This is a genomic window from Amycolatopsis sp. NBRC 101858 (genome assembly GCF_030269325.1).
In the GTDB taxonomy this organism is placed as follows: domain Bacteria; phylum Actinomycetota; class Actinomycetes; order Mycobacteriales; family Pseudonocardiaceae; genus Amycolatopsis; species Amycolatopsis ponsaeliensis.
The window spans coordinates 1080040-1096205 of sequence record NZ_BSTD01000002.1 but is presented as its reverse complement, the minus strand read 5'-3'; the positions used below and the strand labels follow the sequence as shown (position 1 = coordinate 1096205).

Sequence of the window (16166 nt, the reverse complement as noted above, 5' to 3'; positions counted from 1 at the left end):
TCAGCGCCTGAACCCGGCGAGGGGGTTCTCGTCGCAGGCCCGGTCCGGCGGACGGCGCATCCCGATGGTGACCGGGACCGGCCGCCGCCGGTGGGAGTGGTCGAGCGACGGCTTCGGGACGCTCGTGACGCCCGCGAGAGCCAGTTCGCCGTGCCCGCGCACGCATTCCGGGTCCGGGCCGTCGAGCGGCAGGCCGGTGAAGAACTTCGCGGCCATGCACCCGCCGCGGCAGGCGTCGAACGCCGAGCACGACTCGCACGCGCCGCCGCTCTGCGGCGAACGCAGCGACGTGAACAGCTCGGATTCCCGCCAGACACTGGTGAACCCGCCCCGAGAACGGACGTTGCCGGCGAGGAAGGTCTCGTGGATGGCGAACGGGCACGCGTAGACGTCGCCGACCGGGTCGACCAGGCAGACGACGCGCCCGGCGCCGCACAGGTTCAACCCCGGCAGGTCACCCTCGCCGTAGCCCGCGAGGTGGAAGAACGAGTCGCCGGTGAGGACGTTCTCGCCGTGGGCCACCAGCCAGTCGTACAGTTCGCGCTGCTGGGCGGCGGTCGGGTGCAGCTCGTCCCAGGTGTCGGCGCCGCGGCCGGACGGGCGCAGCCGCGTGATCCGCAGCTGGGCGCCGTGGCGGTCGGCGATGGCCTTGAAGTCGTCGAGCTGGCTCACGTTGTGGCGGGTCATCACCACGGAGATCTTGAAGTTCTCGAAGCCCGCGTCGGCGAGGTTGCGCATCGCGCGGATCGCGGTGTCGTACGAGCCGGGGCCGCGGACGTGGTCGTTGACCTCGGCGGTGGCGCCGTCGAGGGAGATCTGGACGTCGACGTAGTCGCTCGCGGCCAAGCGACGCGCCACCTCGGGCGAGATCTTGACGCCGTTGGTGGAGAACTTGACCCCGACGTGGTGCTCGGTCGCGTAGTCGACGAGCTCCCAGAAGTCCGGGCGGACGGTGGGTTCGCCGCCGCCGATGTTGACGTAGAAGACCTGCATGCGCTCGAACTCGTCGATCAGCGCCTTGCACTCGGCGGTGCTGAGCTCGCGCGGGTCACGCCGTCCCGAAGAGGAAAGGCAGTGCACGCAGGAAAGGTTGCAGGCGTAGGTCAGTTCCCAGGTGAGGCAGATGGGGGCGTCGAGCCCGTACTGGAATTCGTCCACAAGGGACATCAGAGACTCCTCGGCTGGATCATGCTCGACGCGGCGAGGGCGGCCAGCGCCGCGCGGTACCTCGGCAGCTCCCCGGCGCCGACGCCGGCTTCGGCGCACGCGGCCCGCGCGTCGGGCTGCTCGGCGAGCCCGCGGACGACGGTCAGGAGGGTCGGGCTCTTCAGGAAGGAAAGCCGGCGGGTCCCGAAGTGGTACAGCAGGGCGCCGAACCGCTCGGGCCGGATCGAGACCCGGTCGTCGAGGCGCCACGCGCCGTCCAGGTCGAAGCCCGCCGGCGAGTCCTCAGTAGACACCGCACATGCCGTCGATCGAGACCTCTTCGACCAGCAGTTCCTCGGTGAGGACCGGGTCGGTCTCGGCGGGTTCGGGGGTGGTCGCGTTCTCGGTCATCCTGGCTCCTTCGGCAGTGATGATTTTCGGCACTCAGTGACGAATAGAGGGGAGAGTAGTGTCACTCCGTGTCAATAATCAAGGCTCCCGACGGAACGGCACCCGGATGACCGATGACGTGCTCGCCCGGCCCGCGACCCGCCGCGGCCGCCCGCCGGGCACCAGCGCCCGGGAGCTCGAGGTCGCGGCGCTGCGGCTGTTCGGCGAACAGGGCTTCCACGAAACGACGGTCGACCAGATCGCCGCGGCGGCCGGCGTCAGCAGGCGGACGTTCTTCCGCTACTACGACGCCAAGGCCGACGTCCTCTGGAACGAGTTCGACACCGAGGTCGAGACGATCCGGTCGCTGCTCGCCGCATCGCCGGCGGACCTGCCGGTGTTCGACGCGGTCCGCCGCGCGGTGCTCGAGGCCAACCACTACCGCGCGGACGACGTGCCGGAGCTGCGCCGGCGGATGACGCTGCTGAGCACGGTGCCGGACCTGGCCGCCAGCGCGGCGGTCCACTACGACGCGTGGGAGCGCGCGGTGAGCGCGTTCGTCGCCCGCCGGTCCGGGCAGCCGGAGGAGTCGCTCTACCCGCTGGTGGTGGGCCGCGCGGTGCTGGCGGCCTGCCGCGCGGCCTACGACCGGTGGTCCGCGCGGGCGGACGCCGACCTGACGGTGTACCTGGACGCGGCGCTGCGGGCGCTCGCGGCCGGGCTCACCGACGACGTGCTGGGGGCCGAGCCGGACCCCGTGTGACGGCTCGCTACCAGTCGCTTCCGGCGAGGACCTCGGGCAGGCCTTCGGTGAGCATCCGGCGGCGGACGCGGTGCAGCAGCCGGGCCATGAAGAACCCGCCGGCGCCGCGGAATCCGGTGTGGCGGTAGGTGAGACGGGTGCCGGCCGCGGTCTCGGCGAGGTGGTACGTGACGGTGCTGGGCGGGTCGGTTTCCTGGTTGCGCCAGCTGAAGCTCAGGAATTCGGGGGCGTCGGCGGCGAGGATCTCGCAGCGGACGATGCCGTCCCAGCCCGGGACCGGCCGCCCGACGAACCGGAACCGGGTGCCGACTTCCGGCGCGAAGCCTTCGGGTCTGCCGCCGCGGCCGGTCGACGTCCAGCGCGGGACCAGCGCCGGATCGGTGAGGGCACGCCAGACGCGGGGGCGGGGCTGCGGGTACTCGCGGACGATCTCGAACTCGCTCATGGGTCACTCCTGTTCGTTACAGTCACTGAAATAGTACACCGACTGTATGTGGGATGGTGCCGTCGGCATCCACGTGACCGCTTTTCGCGGAGATCGAGAAGGCCATCGGCGCCTGGCTGTACCCGTTGCGCTCCGAGGCGGCGAAGCTATACCGTGAGCAAACTAGAACAGGTTATAGTTTGTGGCGGGCCGGGACCGAGGAGCGGACATGGCGAAGAAGGCGCCGCGCGGCGACGAAGCCGACTACGTCGTCGTCGGGTCGGGGAGCTCGGGGGCGGCGATCGCGGGCCGGCTGGCGCAGTCCGGGGCCAGCGTGATCGTCCTCGAGGCCGGGAAGAGCGACGAGCAGCTGCTGATCAAGAAGCCCGGGCTCGTGGGCCCGATGCATGCCGTGCCGCAGCTCAAGAACCTCAACGACTGGGGCTACTACGGCGTCCCGCAGAAACACGTTCTCGATCGCCGGATGCCGGTGCCGCGCGGGAAGGTCGTCGGCGGCTCCAGCTCCATCAACGGCATGGTCTACGTCCGCGGCAACCGCGCCAACTTCGACTCCTGGGCCGCCGAAGGCAACACCGGCTGGGACGCCGACAGCGTCAACGCCGCCTACAAGCGCATGGAGGACTTCGAGGACGGCGAGAACGCCTTCCGGGGCGCGGGCGGCCCGATCCGGGTCACCCGCAACAAGATCCCGCAGGAAGGTTCGCTGCAGTTCATCGACGCCACGTCCGACGCGCTCGGCTGCAAGATCCTCGACGACTACAACGCCGAGTCCCAAGAGGGCGTCAGCCGGATGCAGCAGAACGCCGCCGACGGCCTGCGCTACAGCGCCTCGCGCGGCTACCTCCACCACCTCGCGCCGCCGACGCTCGAGCTCCAGTCCGGCGTGCTGGCGAAGAAGATCCTCTTCGAGAACGGCCGCGCCGTCGGCGTCGAGGTCGTCGACAAGAACGGGCCGCGCGTCGTCCGCGCCGGCAAGGAGGTCATCCTCTCGGCCGGGTTCGTCGGCTCCGCGCAGCTGCTCATGCTGTCCGGAATCGGCCACGCCGAGCACCTCAAGGAGCACGGCATCGACGTGCTCGCCGACCTCCCCGTCGGCGACAACATGCACGACCACATGTTCCACGCGCTGACGTTCCACGTGTCCACCAGCAAGAACAAGGGTTCGGCGCCGTACTTCGCCCGCGGCCTGGCCCGCGAGCTGCTGAAGCCCGGCACGACGTTCCTCGCCAACTCGGTCTTCGAAGCCGTCGCGTTCCTCCGGACCTCGCAGGCCGACGTCGCTCCCGACCTCCAGCTGCACCTCCTGCCGTGGGCGTACGTGTCGCCCAACCAGGACGCGCCGATCCGCCACGACGTCGACAAGCGCCCGGCGCTCACCGTGCTGTCGACGTTGATCTACCCGAAGAGCCGCGGCACGCTCCGGCTCGCCTCGGCCGATCCGACGGCCGCACCGCTCATCGACTTCCAGTACCTGTCCGACCCGGCCGATCTGGAGGTGCTCGCCGAGGGTTCGGAGATGGTGCGCGAGATCTTCGCGTCGAAGGCGTTCAAGGGCGCGGTCAAGGAGGAAATCCACCCGGGCACGAACCTGCGCGGCCAGGAGCTGCGCGACGCGATCCTCAACCGCGCGACGTCGGTCTACCACGGCGTCGGCACCTGCCGGATGGGCGTCGACGAGCTCGCCGTCGTCGGTCCCGACCTCAAGGTGCGCGGTGTCGAGGGCCTGCGGGTCTGCGACGCCTCGATCATGCCGTCGATCACCGGTGGCAACACCAACGCGCCCGCCATCATGATCGGCGAACTGGGCGCGCAGCTCGTTCTCGGGAGTGGATCATGACCGTGACCCCGCTCGAGCTGACCCGCCCGGCATCGGTGACCGACGAGTTCCTGCGACGGCTGGTCGCCCGCGTGCCCGGTTCGTCGGGCGAGACCTGGAAGCTCACCGAGGTCTACACCGGCGAGGCGCTCGTCGAGCTGCCGCAGTCGACACCGGCCGACATCGAGCAGGCGTTCGCCACCGCTCGCGAGGCGCAACGCGGGTGGGCCGCGACGCCGGTCAAGCAGCGGCTGGCGGTGTTCAAGCGGGCGCACGCGCTCTTCGTCGACCGCGCCCGGGCCGTGACCGACCTCATCCAGGTCGAGAGCGGCAAGAACCGGCGGATGGCGATCGAAGAGACCTGCGACCCCGCCATGGTGATGAGCCACTACCTGCGGCGGGCGGCCAAGCTGCTGGCGCCGACCAAGCGCGGCGGGCCGGTGCCGATGCTGACGTCGTCGACCGAGGTCCGGCAGCCCAAGGGTGTCGTCGGCATCATCGCGCCGTGGAACTTCCCGTTCGCCACCGGCATTTCCGACGCGATCCCGGCGCTGATGGCCGGTAACGCCGTGGTGCTCAAGCCGGACAACAAGACGGCGCTGTCGCCGCTCTACGGCATCGAAATGCTGGAGGAGGCCGGCCTGCCGAAGGGCCTGTTCCAGGTCGTCTGCGGGGAGGGCCCGGACGTCGGCCCGACGCTCATCGACCAGGCCGACTACGTGATGTTCACCGGCTCCACGGCCACCGGGCGGGTGATCGGCGAGCGGGCCGGGCGCAACCTCATCGGCTGCTGCCTGGAGCTCGGCGGCAAGAACCCGATGATCGTGCTCGACGACGCCGACATCGCCGAAGCCGTCCAGGGCGCGATCTTCGGCGCGTTCGGCAACACCGGCCAGATCTGCATGCACATCGAGCGGATCTACCTGCCGGAGTCCCGCTACGCCGAGTTCAAGGACGCGTTCGTGGCGGCCACGACCGCGCTGGACGTCCGCGCGGCCTACGACTTCGGGCCCGACATGGGCTCGCTCGTCTCGCCCGACCACATGCGCCGCGTCAAGGAGCACGTCGACGACGCGGTCGCGAAGGGCGCGACGGTGCTATGCGGCGGCAAGCCGCGCCCCGACCTCGGGCCGGCCTTCTTCGAGCCGACGATCCTCGAAGGCGTCACGAAGGACATGGTCTGCGGGGTCACCGAAACGTTCGGGCCGGTGATCGCGCTGCACGAGTACCGCACGGTCGACGAAGCCGTCGAGCTGGCCAACGACACCGACTACGGCCTCAACGCGTCGGTCTGGAGCCGGGACATCGGGGCCGCGCGTGCGGTCGCGGCGCGGCTGGAGTCCGGCAACGTGAACGTCAACGACATCCTCGCGACGGCGTTCGCCGCCAAGGGGACACCGTCCGGAGGCGTGAAGAGCTCCGGGGTCGGCGCCCGCCACGGCGACCAGGGCCTGCTCAAGTACACCGACGGGCAGAACCTGGCCGTGCTGAAGAAGCAGGTCATGGGCCCGCGGCCCGGACAGGGCTACGAGAAGTACGTCGAAAGCATGCTGTCCGGGCTGAAGCTCATGCGTCGCCTGCGGATCCGCTGATCAGTTGAGCTTCCGGGTGTCGGCGGGCAGGCCGCCGCCGGCGTAGACGTCTTCGGCGAGCTTGGCCAGCGCGGTGAGGGCGACGTTCTGGCTCCACGGCCCGTACGACACGCGCGAGACGCCGAGCTCCTGTGCGCGCTTGAGCGGGATGGAGCCGGGGATGCCGATGAGGTTGACCTTGCGCTCGCCGAGTTCTTCGACGAGCCGCGCGACCTGGGTCTCGTCGAGCTTGCCGGGCACGAAGAAGTTGGACGCGCCCGCGTCGAGGTACGCGCGGCCGCGGGTGATCGCCTCGGCCAGCGCGGTCTCGGGGTCGGTCTTGATGAAGGCGTCTGTGCGGGCGTTGAGCACGAAGTCGACGCCGGCCTTCTGCGCGGCCGCGACGGCGGCTTCGACCGCCTTCACGGCGTCACCCAGGGGCTTCATCTGGTCTTCGAGGTTCGCGCCGACGGCCCCGGCTTCGATCGCCCGGGCGATGGTGCCGCCGGGGTCGCCGTAGCCGGCTTCGAGGTCGGCGGTGACGGGCAGGTCGCCCGCGGTCCGGACGATCAGCGCGACCTCGGCGATCATCTCGTCGCGCGGGATCTTTTCGCCGTCGGGGTAGCCGCGCGAGGCGGCGATGCCGTGGCTCGGGGTGGCGAGGGCCTGCGTGCCGGGCGTCTCGGCGACGACCTTGGCGGTGATGGCGTCCCAGACGTTGACGACGAGCAGCAGCTCGGGCGCGGCGTGCAGTTCCTGGAGCCGGGTGGCCTTTTCGGCGGTGGAGGTCATGCCGCCCAATCTAGGGCCGCGCGCCGATCTCCGCTTCAGCCGTCGACGAGGAGTCCACGCAGTGGTCCCTGCAAGCGGCCCGCCCGCCGTGAGACGCCGGGGAGCAGCACCGGCCGGCGGGCGCGGTGCCGGCTCGGGGCGATCGCCGAAGCGGTGGTCATGGCGCGGATGGTTCCCGGGCGGTGGAGTGGCCGCCGCGATCGCCGGCCCGGCGGCCGGCCGCGCATCCCGTCGGGCAGTTGCCGGTGCGTTCGGCACCAGCCGGTGGACGCGGTGCCGACCCCTGCCACCGCTCGCGGGTCAGCCGTCGACCAGGAGTCCACGCAGTGGTCCCTGCAAGCGGCCCGCCCGCCGTGACACTCCCGGGAGCAGCACCAGCCGGTGGGTCCGCTGCTCACCCCGGCGCTCCCGCTCCGCCTGCTCCTCCGCCACCGGCCGCCACAGGTCGTCGACGACGTCCGCCGGGTCGCCGTCCACCTCGGCCACCTCGCGGCCCAGGTGCTCGGCCCACAGGCGCAGCCTCGTCGAACGGGCCAGCGCGCCGTCGTCGGTCGCGATGTTGACCTCGGTGTCGTTGAACAGCGAATGCTCGTTGAGGTTCGCCGATCCGACCGTCAGCCACTCATCGTCCACGATGCCGACCTTCGCGTGGACGTAGACGGGGGAGGAGGCGTCCCCGTCGTGCGCGCTGATCGTCGCCGCGAGCAGGCGGCCGTGGCCGTCGTCCGCGTCGAGCAGCCTCCCCAGCTGGCCGCGGGTGGTGTCGGCGCCGTTGCTCGGCTTGCGCGGCAGCAGCAGGACCATGCGGAAGCGGTCGTCCGGCGGGGTGCGGAGCTTGTCGATGAGCACTTCGGCGATCTCGGGCGACCACAGGAACTGGTTCTCCAGGTAGACCAGCCGCCGCGCTGACCGCAGCGCGCGCAGGTAGCCGTCGAGGATCGTGAACTCGCCCTTCGGCGCGAAGTCGTAGGTGGAGTTCGGCACCGTGCGCAGCAGCTGGACGCGGGTGCCGCCGGCCGGTTTCGGTACCTCCGGCGCGGGCAGGTCCTCGTCCGCCACCTCCGCCCACCGCCGCCGGAAGTGGTCCGCGACGTCGGCGACGACCGGTCCTTCGAGCCGGGAGGCCAGGTCGTGCCAGCCGATCGGCCGCGGCGGGTGGTCCGGGCTGTCGTGGCGGTCGCCCTCCAGCGCGGTGAAGTCGACCCCGCCGACGAACGCGACCGCGTCGTCGACCACCACGAGCTTTTCGTGGTGGCAGTGCATGGTTCGCTCGCGGGAGTCCAGCACGCAGCGCACCGCCGAGCCGTCGGTGAACTTCCGCCGCTCCCGCTGCGCGAGGCCCCGCGTCGGCTTGAACGCCGGGACCGGCGGCCCGGCCCACAGCAGCACCCGCACCTCGACGCCCCGCCCGGCGGTCTCGGCGAGCAGCTCCCGCAGGGTGGGGGCGCCGGGCTCGCGCGTCAGCCGGAAGTCCGCGCTCGCGTGCCAGTTGGCGATGTGCACGTGGGACTTCGCGCCCCGGATGGCGTCCTCGATCGCCGGCAGCACCTCCTCGCCGTCGATCAAGACCTCGACGCGGTTGCCGTCGCGGACCGCGGCCCGGCCGCCGAAGCGGTCGCCGCCGGGTTCGAGCACGTCACCCCAGCCGAGGTCGCGCAACCGTCTCCGGTGGTGCGCGCACAGGACGTGCTCGAGCCCGTCACCCAGTCGTTCGTCCACCTTGTCCAGGAAGGAGTGAAACGTCGTCACCCGTCCATGGCACTACAGATCGGCCCGGTCCGCCGATCAGCGGGCGCCGCGGAGGGTGGCCCGACCCGCGTACCGGGCCTCCGCGCCCAGCTCCTCCTCGATGCGGATGAGCTGGTTGTACTTGGCGGTGCGGTCGGAACGCGACAGCGAACCCGTCTTGATCTGGCCGCAGCCGGTGGCGACGGCGAGGTCGGCGATCGTCGTGTCCTCGGTTTCGCCGGAGCGGTGGGACATCACGACCGAGTAGCCCGCCTTGTGCGCGGTGTCGACGGTGAGCAGCGTTTCGGTCAGCGTGCCGATCTGGTTGACCTTGACCAGGATCGAGTTCGCGATCCCGCGGTCGATGCCGTCCTGCAGCAGCTTGACGTTGGTGCAGAAGACGTCGTCGCCGACGAGCTGCACGCGGTCGCCGATGCCGTCGGTGAGCTGCTTCCAGCCGTCGTAGTCGTCCTGCGCGAGGCCGTCCTCGATGGAGACGATCGGGAACCGCGTGGTCAGCTCGGCGAGGTAGGCGACGTGCTCCTCGACGCTGCGCTTGCGGCCTTCGCCGCGGTAGTCGTAGACGCCGTCGGCGTAGAACTCCGACGCGGCCGGGTCGAGCAGCAGCGCGATGTCCTCGCCGGGGGTGTAGCCGCTCTCCTCGATGGCGCGGACGACGAACTCGAGCGCTTCGTCGGCCGACGCGAGGTTGGGCGCGAAGCCGCCTTCGTCGCCGACGTTGGTGCTGTGCCCGGCTTTCCGCAGCGACGCGCGCAGGGTGTGGAACACCTCGGAGCCCATCCGGACGGCCTCGGCGAAGGTCTCCGCGCCGACCGGGCCGATCATGAACTCCTGGAAGTCGATCGGGTTGTCGGCGTGCGCGCCGCCGTTGACGATGTTCATCATCGGCATCGGCAGCTGGTGGGCGAAGACGCCGCCGACGTAGCGGTACAGCGGCAGCGTGTTGGCCGCCGCGGCGGCCTTCGCGACGGCCAGGGAGATCCCGAGCGTGGCGTTGGCGCCGACCCGGGCCTTGTTCGCCGTCCCGTCCACGGCGATCAGCGCGGCGTCGACCTCGGCCTGGGCTTCGGCGTTCAGCCCGACGACCGCCTCGGCGAGCTCGGTGTTGACGGCGGTGACGGCCTTGCGGACGCCCTTGCCGTGGTACCGCGCCTGGTCGCCGTCGCGGAGTTCGACGGCCTCCCGCGTGCCGGTGGAGGCGCCCGACGGGACGGCGGCCCGGCCCAGCGAGCCGTCCGCCAGGACGACGTCCACCTCGACGGTCGGGTTGCCCCGGCTGTCGAGGACCTCACGGCCGTGAACACGGGCGATTGCCGTCATTTCAGCTCCTTGAAGATCGTTCCCCAGGGGCGCCGGCGGCGCTGCCGTGCGCGGGTCCGGGACGGAGGCTAGCAGAGAGTGTCTGAATCGATAAGGGCTCAGCGGCGGCAGAGAACCTGGAGGGTCGGCTGGCGTACCCAGGGGGTCGGTTCGCGTACCTGGAGGGTCGGGTCGTCAGGAGCCGAGCGTGGGGAGGAAGGCGGGCGCGCGGCGCGCCGGGGCGGCGTGCTCGAACGCCGCGGCGAAGGCGAGGACGCGGGCGTCGGCCCAGCGGCCGGCGAAGAACGAGACGCCGATCGGCAGCGGGCCCGCGAACCCGGCCGGGACCGACACGTTCGGGTAGCCCGCGACGGCCGCCGGCGTCGACGAACCCAGCACGAACGCGTCGCCGGCGGCGTAGTCCGTCTTCCACGCCGGGCTGTTGGTGGGCGCGACGATGGCGTCCAGGTGCAGTCGCGAGAGCGTCTCGTCGATCGACCGCTGCGCCAGCGACGTGGCCGTCGCCCGCTGCTGCCGGTACGCCGGGTCGCTCGGGGACGGCGCGGCCGCGGCCTGCTCGAACAGCTCCTGGCCGAACTTCGACAGCTCCACCGGATCGCGCCGGTCGAAAGCGATGAGTTCGTCGAGCGTGGCGGGGTGACCGGGCCGGTGCGTGAGGTAGGCGTTCAGGTCGCGCTTGAACTCGGTGAGCAGCGCCGGCGACTCCGCGGCCCCGATCTGGTCCTGGTAGGGCAGGTCGACGTCCACGACCGTGGCGCCGCGGGCGGTCAGCGTCCGGACGGCGTCCCCGACGACCCGGTCGACGTCCGCGTCCAGCCCGGCCAGCCGCCACACGCCGATCCGGGCGCCGCGCAGCGCACCCGGGTGCAGGAGGGCCGCGTAGTCGCGCGGCTGACCGGCGGGGATGGCCGCGGTCGCGGGGTCGGCCGGGTCGCGGCCCTGCAGCACCGATAGCGTGACGGCGGCGTCGACGACGTGGCGCGCCATCGGCCCGGCGGTGTCCTGCTGCGCGGAGATCGGCACGACGCCGGTCCGGCTGACGAGCCCGAGCGTCGGCTTCTCGCCGACGACGTCGTTGGCGCCCGCCGGGCACACGATCGAGCCGTCGGTCTCGGTGCCGATCGCGACCTGGGCGAGCGTGGCAGCGACGGCGGCGCCGGAGCCCGACGACGAGCCGCAGGGGTTGCGGTCGAGGACGTAGGGGTTGTTCGTCTGGCCGCCGATCCCGGACCAGCCCGACGTCGCATGCGTCGACCGGAAGTTGGCCCACTCGGACAGGTTGGTCTTGCCGAGGATCACCGCGCCACCGCGCTGGAGCCGGTCGACCAGAGCCGCGTCGGCGGCCGGGCGGCTGCGCGGCAGGCCCCGCGAGCCCGCGGTCGCCGGCTGCGCGTGCGTGTCGATGTTGTCCTTGAGCAGCACCGGGATGCCGTCGAGCTGCCCGAGCGGGTGGTGCGCGCGGCGGCGGGCGTCGCTGGCGGCGGCGGCCCGGAGCGCACCGGGGTCGATCGCGACGACCGAGTGGACCTTGCTGTCGAGGGCGTCGATGCGACGCAGGTAGGCCGTGGTCAACCGGACGGCGGTGAGGGCACCGTGGTCCATCCGCTGCTGGAGCTCGGGGATGGTCGCCGCGTCGAGGTCGAAACCCAGACCGGGGTCGGCGGCGGAGGCGGGGACCGGAGCCAGGAGGGAACCGGCGAGGACGACGAGCACGGCGGCCGAGCGCAGACGATTCACGGCGTCCATCGGACTCCGGAACGCGGCGGCGGTCAACCCCCTATCGGTCGGGTTCCTCCTCTGTCCACAAGGGACTCGATCCCGGGCGGGAGGCTCGCGCGGTCGGCCACGAACCCGACGATCGCCGTGCGCAGCGCCCGGACGGCCCGGGTGGGCTCGACCTCCTTGCGGTAGGCCAGCTGCACGATCCGGGTCATGCCCGCTTCCGGCGCGAACCGCGTCATCAGGAAGCGCTCACCCGCCACGGTGCTCGGCACCACCGCGGCCCCGACGCCCGCGCGCACCAGCTCCAGCACGGCGTCCATCTCGCCGCCCTCAATCGCGAACGACGGCTCGAACCCGGCCGTGCGGCAGGCGTTGACCGTCGCTTCCCGGACGTCGTAGCCGCGGCGGAACATCACCAGCGGGACGTCGGCGAGCTCGCGGACGTCGAGCCGGTCGCCCGCGTGCGGCACCGGCGAGTCGGCGGGGGAGATCACGACCAGCTCTTCCAGCAGCAGGGGCGTCGCTGCCAGGTGGGGGTCGCCGGACATCCGGGCCCCGGCCAGCAGGGCGAGGTCCAGCGCGCCTTCGGCCAGCCGCTGCCGCAGGTCGCCCGACCCGCTTTCGTGCAGCTCCAGCTGGATGCCCGGGTACCGGCGGCGGAACGCCGAGAGCATCGCGGGCAGCAGGCCGGTGCACAGGCTGGGCGGCGCGCCGAGCCGCACGCGGCCGCGGTCGAGCTCGTCCAGCTCCCGGATCGCGAGCCGCGCGGACTCGGTCTCCGCCAGGATCCGCCGCGCGATCGGCAGCAGGACCTCGCCGGCTTCGGTGAGCGAGACGTTGCCGCGGATCCGGTGGAACAGCGGCGCGCCGAGGTCGTGTTCGAGCGTGCGGATCTGCTGGGACAGCGAGGGTTGCGCGACCCGCATCTCCTCGGCGGCGCGGGTGAAGTGCCGGTGCTCCGCGACGGCGACGAAGTAGGCGAGCTGGTGCAGCTGCATGACTCCACGATAGCCGGTGGCTATCGAATGCAGAGCCATCATGTCTTTGACCTCTGGTGAAGCCGCTTCTACCGTCGATCGGGTGGTGACTGACCTCGAGCGCCGTTCGAACGTCCGCCGGTTCTGGGACTCGACGATCGGCAAGAAGATCGTGATGGCGGTGAGCGGCGCGCTGCTGCTCGCGTTCGTGTTCGCGCACATGGTCGGCAACCTCAAGACGTTCCTCGGCGCCGACGACCTCAACCACTACGCGCACTGGCTGCGCACGATCGGCGAGCCGGTCCTGCACTACGCCTGGTTCCTCTGGATCCAGCGCGTCGTCCTGCTGGTCGCGCTCGTCCTGCACGTCACGGCGGCGGTCCAGCTGGTCCGGCGCGACCTGCGGGCGCGGCCGGTGGGCTACGTCCACCGGCGGCCGGTGCGCGCGACCTTCGCGGTGCGCACGATGCGCTGGGGCGGCGCGACGCTGGCGGTGTTCGTCGTCTGGCACATCCTCGACTTCACCGTGGGCACGGTGAACCGGGACTTCGTGTCGGGCGACCCGTACCACAACCTCGTCGCGGACTTCCAGGTTTGGTGGGTCAACGTGATCTACCTCGTCGCGCTCGCGATGCTCGGCCTGCACATCCACCACGGCTTCGCCAGCGCCGCCCGCACCTTGGGGGTCACCAGCGCGCGGCGGGAACGTGTGATCAAGATCCTCGGCAGCACGACGGCGGTCGTGATCGCGGGCGGCTACGCGCTCGTCCCGGTCGCGATCATGACGGGACTGGTGGACTGATGTCCGACTACGTGACGGGCGACCCGATCGCCGACACCAAGGCACCCGCGGTGCCCCTGGAAAACCGCTGGGACCAAAGGAAGTTCGCCGCGAAGCTGGTGAACCCGGCGAACCGGCGCAAGCACCGCGTGATCGTGGTGGGCACCGGGCTCGCCGGCGGTTCGGCCGGGGCGACACTGGCCGAACAGGGCTACCACGTGGTGCAGTTCTGCTTCCAGGACTCGCCGCGGCGGGCGCACTCGGTCGCGGCGCAGGGCGGGATCAACGCGGCGAAGAACTATCGTAACGACGGCGATTCCGTGTACCGCCTGTTCTACGACACGGTGAAGGGCGGTGACTTCCGGTCCCGGGAGTCCAATGTGTACCGGCTGGCCCAGGTCTCGGCGCAGATCATCGACCAGGCCGTGGCGCAGGGAGTGCCGTTCGCGCGGGAGTACGGCGGCCTGCTCGACACGCGGTCGTTCGGCGGCGTGCAGGTCCAGCGGACGTTCTACGCGCGCGGCCAGACCGGGCAGCAGCTGCTGATCGGCGCCTACCAGGCGTTGTCCCGGCAGATCGACGCCGGGAACGTCGAGCTGCACCCCCGGACGGAGATGCTCGACCTGGTCGTCGTCGACGGCCGGGCGCGCGGGATCGTCGCCCGGGACCTGGTGACCGGGGAGATCGAGACGCACCTCGCCGACGCCGTCGTCCTCGCGACCGGCGGCTACGGCAACGTCTTCTACCTGTCCACCAACGCCAAGGGCTCGAACGCCACCGCGATCTGGCGGGCGCACAAACGCGGCGCGTACTTCGCGAACCCGTGCTTCACCCAGATCCACCCGACGTGCATCCCGCGGTCGGGGGAGCACCAGTCGAAGCTGACGCTGATGAGCGAGTCGCTGCGCAACGACGGCCGCATCTGGGTGCCGAAGCGCCAGGGTGACGAGCGGCCGCCGGGGGAGATCCCCGAGGACGAGCGAGACTACTACCTCGAGCGGCTGTACCCGAGCTTCGGCAACCTGGTGCCGCGGGACATCGCTTCGCGGGCGGCGAAGAACGTGTGCGACGCCGGTCTCGGCGTCGGGCCCGGCGGCCTGGGCGTCTACCTTGACTTCGCCGACGCGATCGAACGCATGGGCCGCCCGGCGATCGAAGCCCGCTACGGCAACCTCTTCGACATGTACCAGCGCATCACGGCCGAGGACCCCTACCGGACGCCGATGCGGATCTACCCGGCCATCCACTACACGATGGGCGGGCTGTGGGTGGACTACGACCTGCAGAGCACGGTCCCCGGGCTGTTCGTCATCGGCGAGGCCAACTTCTCCGACCACGGCGCCAACCGGCTCGGCGCGTCGGCGCTGATGCAGGGGCTCGCCGACGGCTACTTCGTGCTGCCGTCGACGCTCAACGACTACCTCGGCGGGACCCGGCTGGACGAGGTTCCGCCCGGCCACGACGCCGTCAAGCAAGTGGAAACCGAAGTGCGCGAGCGAATTTCGCGGCTGCTCTCGGTGCAAGGGACGCGGTCGGTCGACTCGTTCCACCGCGAGCTGGGCCTGCTGATGTGGGACCACTGCGGGATGTCCCGCAGCCGCGAAGGCCTGCGCAAGGCCCTCGAGCGGATCCCGGGGCTGCGCGCGGAGTTCTGGCGGGACGTCCGCATCCCCGGCGTCGCGGGCGACCTGAACCAGGAGCTGGAGAAGGCCAACCGGGTGGCGGACTTCCTGGAGCTGGCCGAGCTGCTGCTGATCGACGCGCTCGCGCGGGAGGAGTCGTGCGGCGGGCACTTCCGTGAAGAACACCAGACCGCCGACGGCGAGGCGCGGCGAGACGACGAGCACTTCTCGTACGTCGCCGCGTGGGAGTACGGCGAGAAACCCGTGCTGCACCGCGAAGACCTCGCTTTCGAGCACGTGCACCCGACCCAGCGGAGCTACACATGAAACTCACCGTCCGCATCTGGCGGCAGGCCGGCCCGGCCACCGAGGGCCGGCTGGTGTCCTACCCGGTCGACGACCTCAGCCCGGACATGTCCTTCCTCGAGCTGCTCGACGTGCTCAACCAGGAGCTGATCGCGAACGGCGAAGAGCCGGTGGCCTTCGACCACGACTGCCGCGAAGGCATCTGCGGCTCGTGCGGCGTCGTGATCAACGGGCAGGCGCACGGCCCGGAGCGCACGACGTCGTGCCAGCTGCACCTGCGGTCGTTCGAAGACGGCGACGTCGTCGACGTGGAACCGTGGCGGGCTCGCGGTTTCCCGGTGATCAAGGACCTCGTGGTCGACCGCTCGGCGCTGGACCGGATCGTCCAGGCGGGCGGGTACGTCAGCGCCCCGACCGGCAGCGCCCCGGACGCCCACGCGACCCCGGTCCCCAAGCCGGACGCGGACCTGGCGTTCGACAACGCGACGTGCATCGGCTGCGGCGCCTGCGTCGCGGCGTGCCCCAACGGCTCGGCGATGCTGTTCACCGCGGCGAAGGTCACGCACCTGAGCCTGCTGCCGCAGGGGCAGCCGGAACGCGCGCGGCGGGTGCTGGACATGGTGGACACGATGGACGCGGAGGGCTTCGGCGGGTGCACGAACACCGGTGAGTGCGTGGCGTCGTGCCCGAAGGGGATTCCGTTCGCGAGCATCGCGAGCCTCAACCGGGAGTTCCGGAAGGCGAGCCGCTCGGGTCGTGGCTGAGC

Annotated in this window: 16 protein-coding genes; 6 read left to right on the top strand and 10 right to left on the bottom strand. The window is 71.3% G+C overall.

What is annotated here, in order from left to right; genetic code table 11:
- From mftC to mftA, 3 genes are read right to left on the bottom strand one after another with little or no spacing between them, the layout of a single operon-like run.
- On the bottom strand, positions 1 to 1167 hold the full coding sequence (gene mftC, locus QSK39_RS18415) for a mycofactocin radical SAM maturase (RefSeq protein WP_285478968.1): 1167 nt from the start codon (positions 1165 to 1167) through the stop codon (positions 1 to 3).
- Positions 1167 to 1460, bottom strand: a complete 294-nt coding sequence (mftB, locus tag QSK39_RS18410; protein ID WP_285478967.1) for a mycofactocin biosynthesis chaperone MftB — start codon at positions 1458 to 1460, stop codon at positions 1167 to 1169. Before mftB ends, mftC begins: the two co-directional genes overlap by 1 nt.
- Positions 1450 to 1557 (bottom strand): mycofactocin precursor MftA, encoded by a 108-nt coding sequence (gene mftA, locus QSK39_RS18405; protein ID WP_285478966.1) that lies wholly within the window; start codon positions 1555 to 1557, stop codon positions 1450 to 1452. Before mftA ends, mftB begins: the two co-directional genes overlap by 11 nt.
- 106 nt (positions 1558 to 1663) lie before the next feature.
- Here mftA and mftR point away from each other — a divergent pair, with 106 nt between their 5' ends.
- Positions 1664 to 2299 (top strand): mycofactocin system transcriptional regulator MftR, encoded by a 636-nt coding sequence (gene mftR, locus QSK39_RS18400; protein ID WP_285478965.1) that lies wholly within the window; start codon positions 1664 to 1666, stop codon positions 2297 to 2299.
- Positions 2300 to 2306: 7 nt separating this feature from the next.
- Here the strand turns inward: mftR and QSK39_RS18395 are convergent, their stop codons facing one another.
- Positions 2307 to 2744 (bottom strand): SRPBCC family protein, encoded by a 438-nt coding sequence (locus QSK39_RS18395; RefSeq protein WP_285478964.1) that lies wholly within the window; start codon positions 2742 to 2744, stop codon positions 2307 to 2309.
- Between the two features lie 208 nt (positions 2745 to 2952).
- On the opposite strand from QSK39_RS18395, the gene QSK39_RS18390 reads away from it, so the two are divergent.
- Both QSK39_RS18390 and QSK39_RS18385 read left to right on the top strand, forming a co-directional pair.
- Entirely contained in the window at positions 2953 to 4581 is a 1629-nt protein-coding gene (locus QSK39_RS18390) for a GMC family oxidoreductase (protein ID WP_285478963.1), read from the top strand.
- Complete coding sequence (locus QSK39_RS18385) at positions 4578 to 6152, top strand: succinic semialdehyde dehydrogenase (protein WP_285478962.1); 1575 nt, start codon at positions 4578 to 4580, stop codon at positions 6150 to 6152. Before QSK39_RS18390 ends, QSK39_RS18385 begins: the two co-directional genes overlap by 4 nt.
- Here the strand turns inward: QSK39_RS18385 and QSK39_RS18380 are convergent, their stop codons facing one another.
- The 6 genes from QSK39_RS18380 to QSK39_RS18355 all read right to left on the bottom strand — a co-directional run bounded on the left by QSK39_RS18380 (position 6153) and on the right by QSK39_RS18355 (position 12712).
- The gene (locus tag QSK39_RS18380; protein WP_285478961.1) at positions 6153 to 6923 is read right to left on the bottom strand and encodes an isocitrate lyase/PEP mutase family protein; all 771 of its coding nucleotides are present in this window, start codon (positions 6921 to 6923) and stop codon (positions 6153 to 6155) included.
- 35 nt (positions 6924 to 6958) lie between these two features.
- A complete protein-coding gene (locus tag QSK39_RS18375; RefSeq protein WP_285478960.1) occupies positions 6959 to 7084 on the bottom strand; it encodes a hypothetical protein in 126 nt (41 codons plus the stop codon).
- Between the two features lie 139 nt (positions 7085 to 7223).
- Positions 7224 to 8672, bottom strand: a complete 1449-nt coding sequence (locus QSK39_RS18370) for a phospholipase D-like domain-containing protein (protein WP_285478959.1) — start codon at positions 8670 to 8672, stop codon at positions 7224 to 7226.
- Between the two features lie 36 nt (positions 8673 to 8708).
- Complete coding sequence (eno, locus tag QSK39_RS18365) at positions 8709 to 9992, bottom strand: phosphopyruvate hydratase (protein ID WP_285478958.1); 1284 nt, start codon at positions 9990 to 9992, stop codon at positions 8709 to 8711.
- A gap of 174 nt (positions 9993 to 10166) precedes the next feature.
- Entirely contained in the window at positions 10167 to 11738 is a 1572-nt protein-coding gene (locus tag QSK39_RS18360; protein WP_502873286.1) for an amidase, read from the bottom strand.
- Positions 11739 to 11761: 23 nt separating this feature from the next.
- Entirely contained in the window at positions 11762 to 12712 is a 951-nt protein-coding gene (locus tag QSK39_RS18355; RefSeq protein WP_285478956.1) for a LysR family transcriptional regulator, read from the bottom strand.
- A gap of 82 nt (positions 12713 to 12794) precedes the next feature.
- Here QSK39_RS18355 and QSK39_RS18350 point away from each other — a divergent pair, with 82 nt between their 5' ends.
- Genes QSK39_RS18350 through QSK39_RS18340 form a run of 3 tightly spaced genes read left to right on the top strand, consistent with a single transcriptional unit; the run spans position 12795 to position 16164 of the window.
- The gene (locus tag QSK39_RS18350) at positions 12795 to 13493 is read left to right on the top strand and encodes a succinate dehydrogenase cytochrome b subunit (protein WP_502873285.1); all 699 of its coding nucleotides are present in this window, start codon (positions 12795 to 12797) and stop codon (positions 13491 to 13493) included.
- The gene (locus QSK39_RS18345; protein WP_285478954.1) at positions 13493 to 15421 is read left to right on the top strand and encodes a fumarate reductase/succinate dehydrogenase flavoprotein subunit; all 1929 of its coding nucleotides are present in this window, start codon (positions 13493 to 13495) and stop codon (positions 15419 to 15421) included. Before QSK39_RS18350 ends, QSK39_RS18345 begins: the two co-directional genes overlap by 1 nt.
- Positions 15418 to 16164: a succinate dehydrogenase/fumarate reductase iron-sulfur subunit gene (locus QSK39_RS18340; protein ID WP_285478953.1), complete on the top strand. Its 747-nt coding sequence runs from the start codon at positions 15418 to 15420 to the stop codon at positions 16162 to 16164. Before QSK39_RS18345 ends, QSK39_RS18340 begins: the two co-directional genes overlap by 4 nt.
- Positions 16165 to 16166 lie beyond the last annotated feature (2 nt).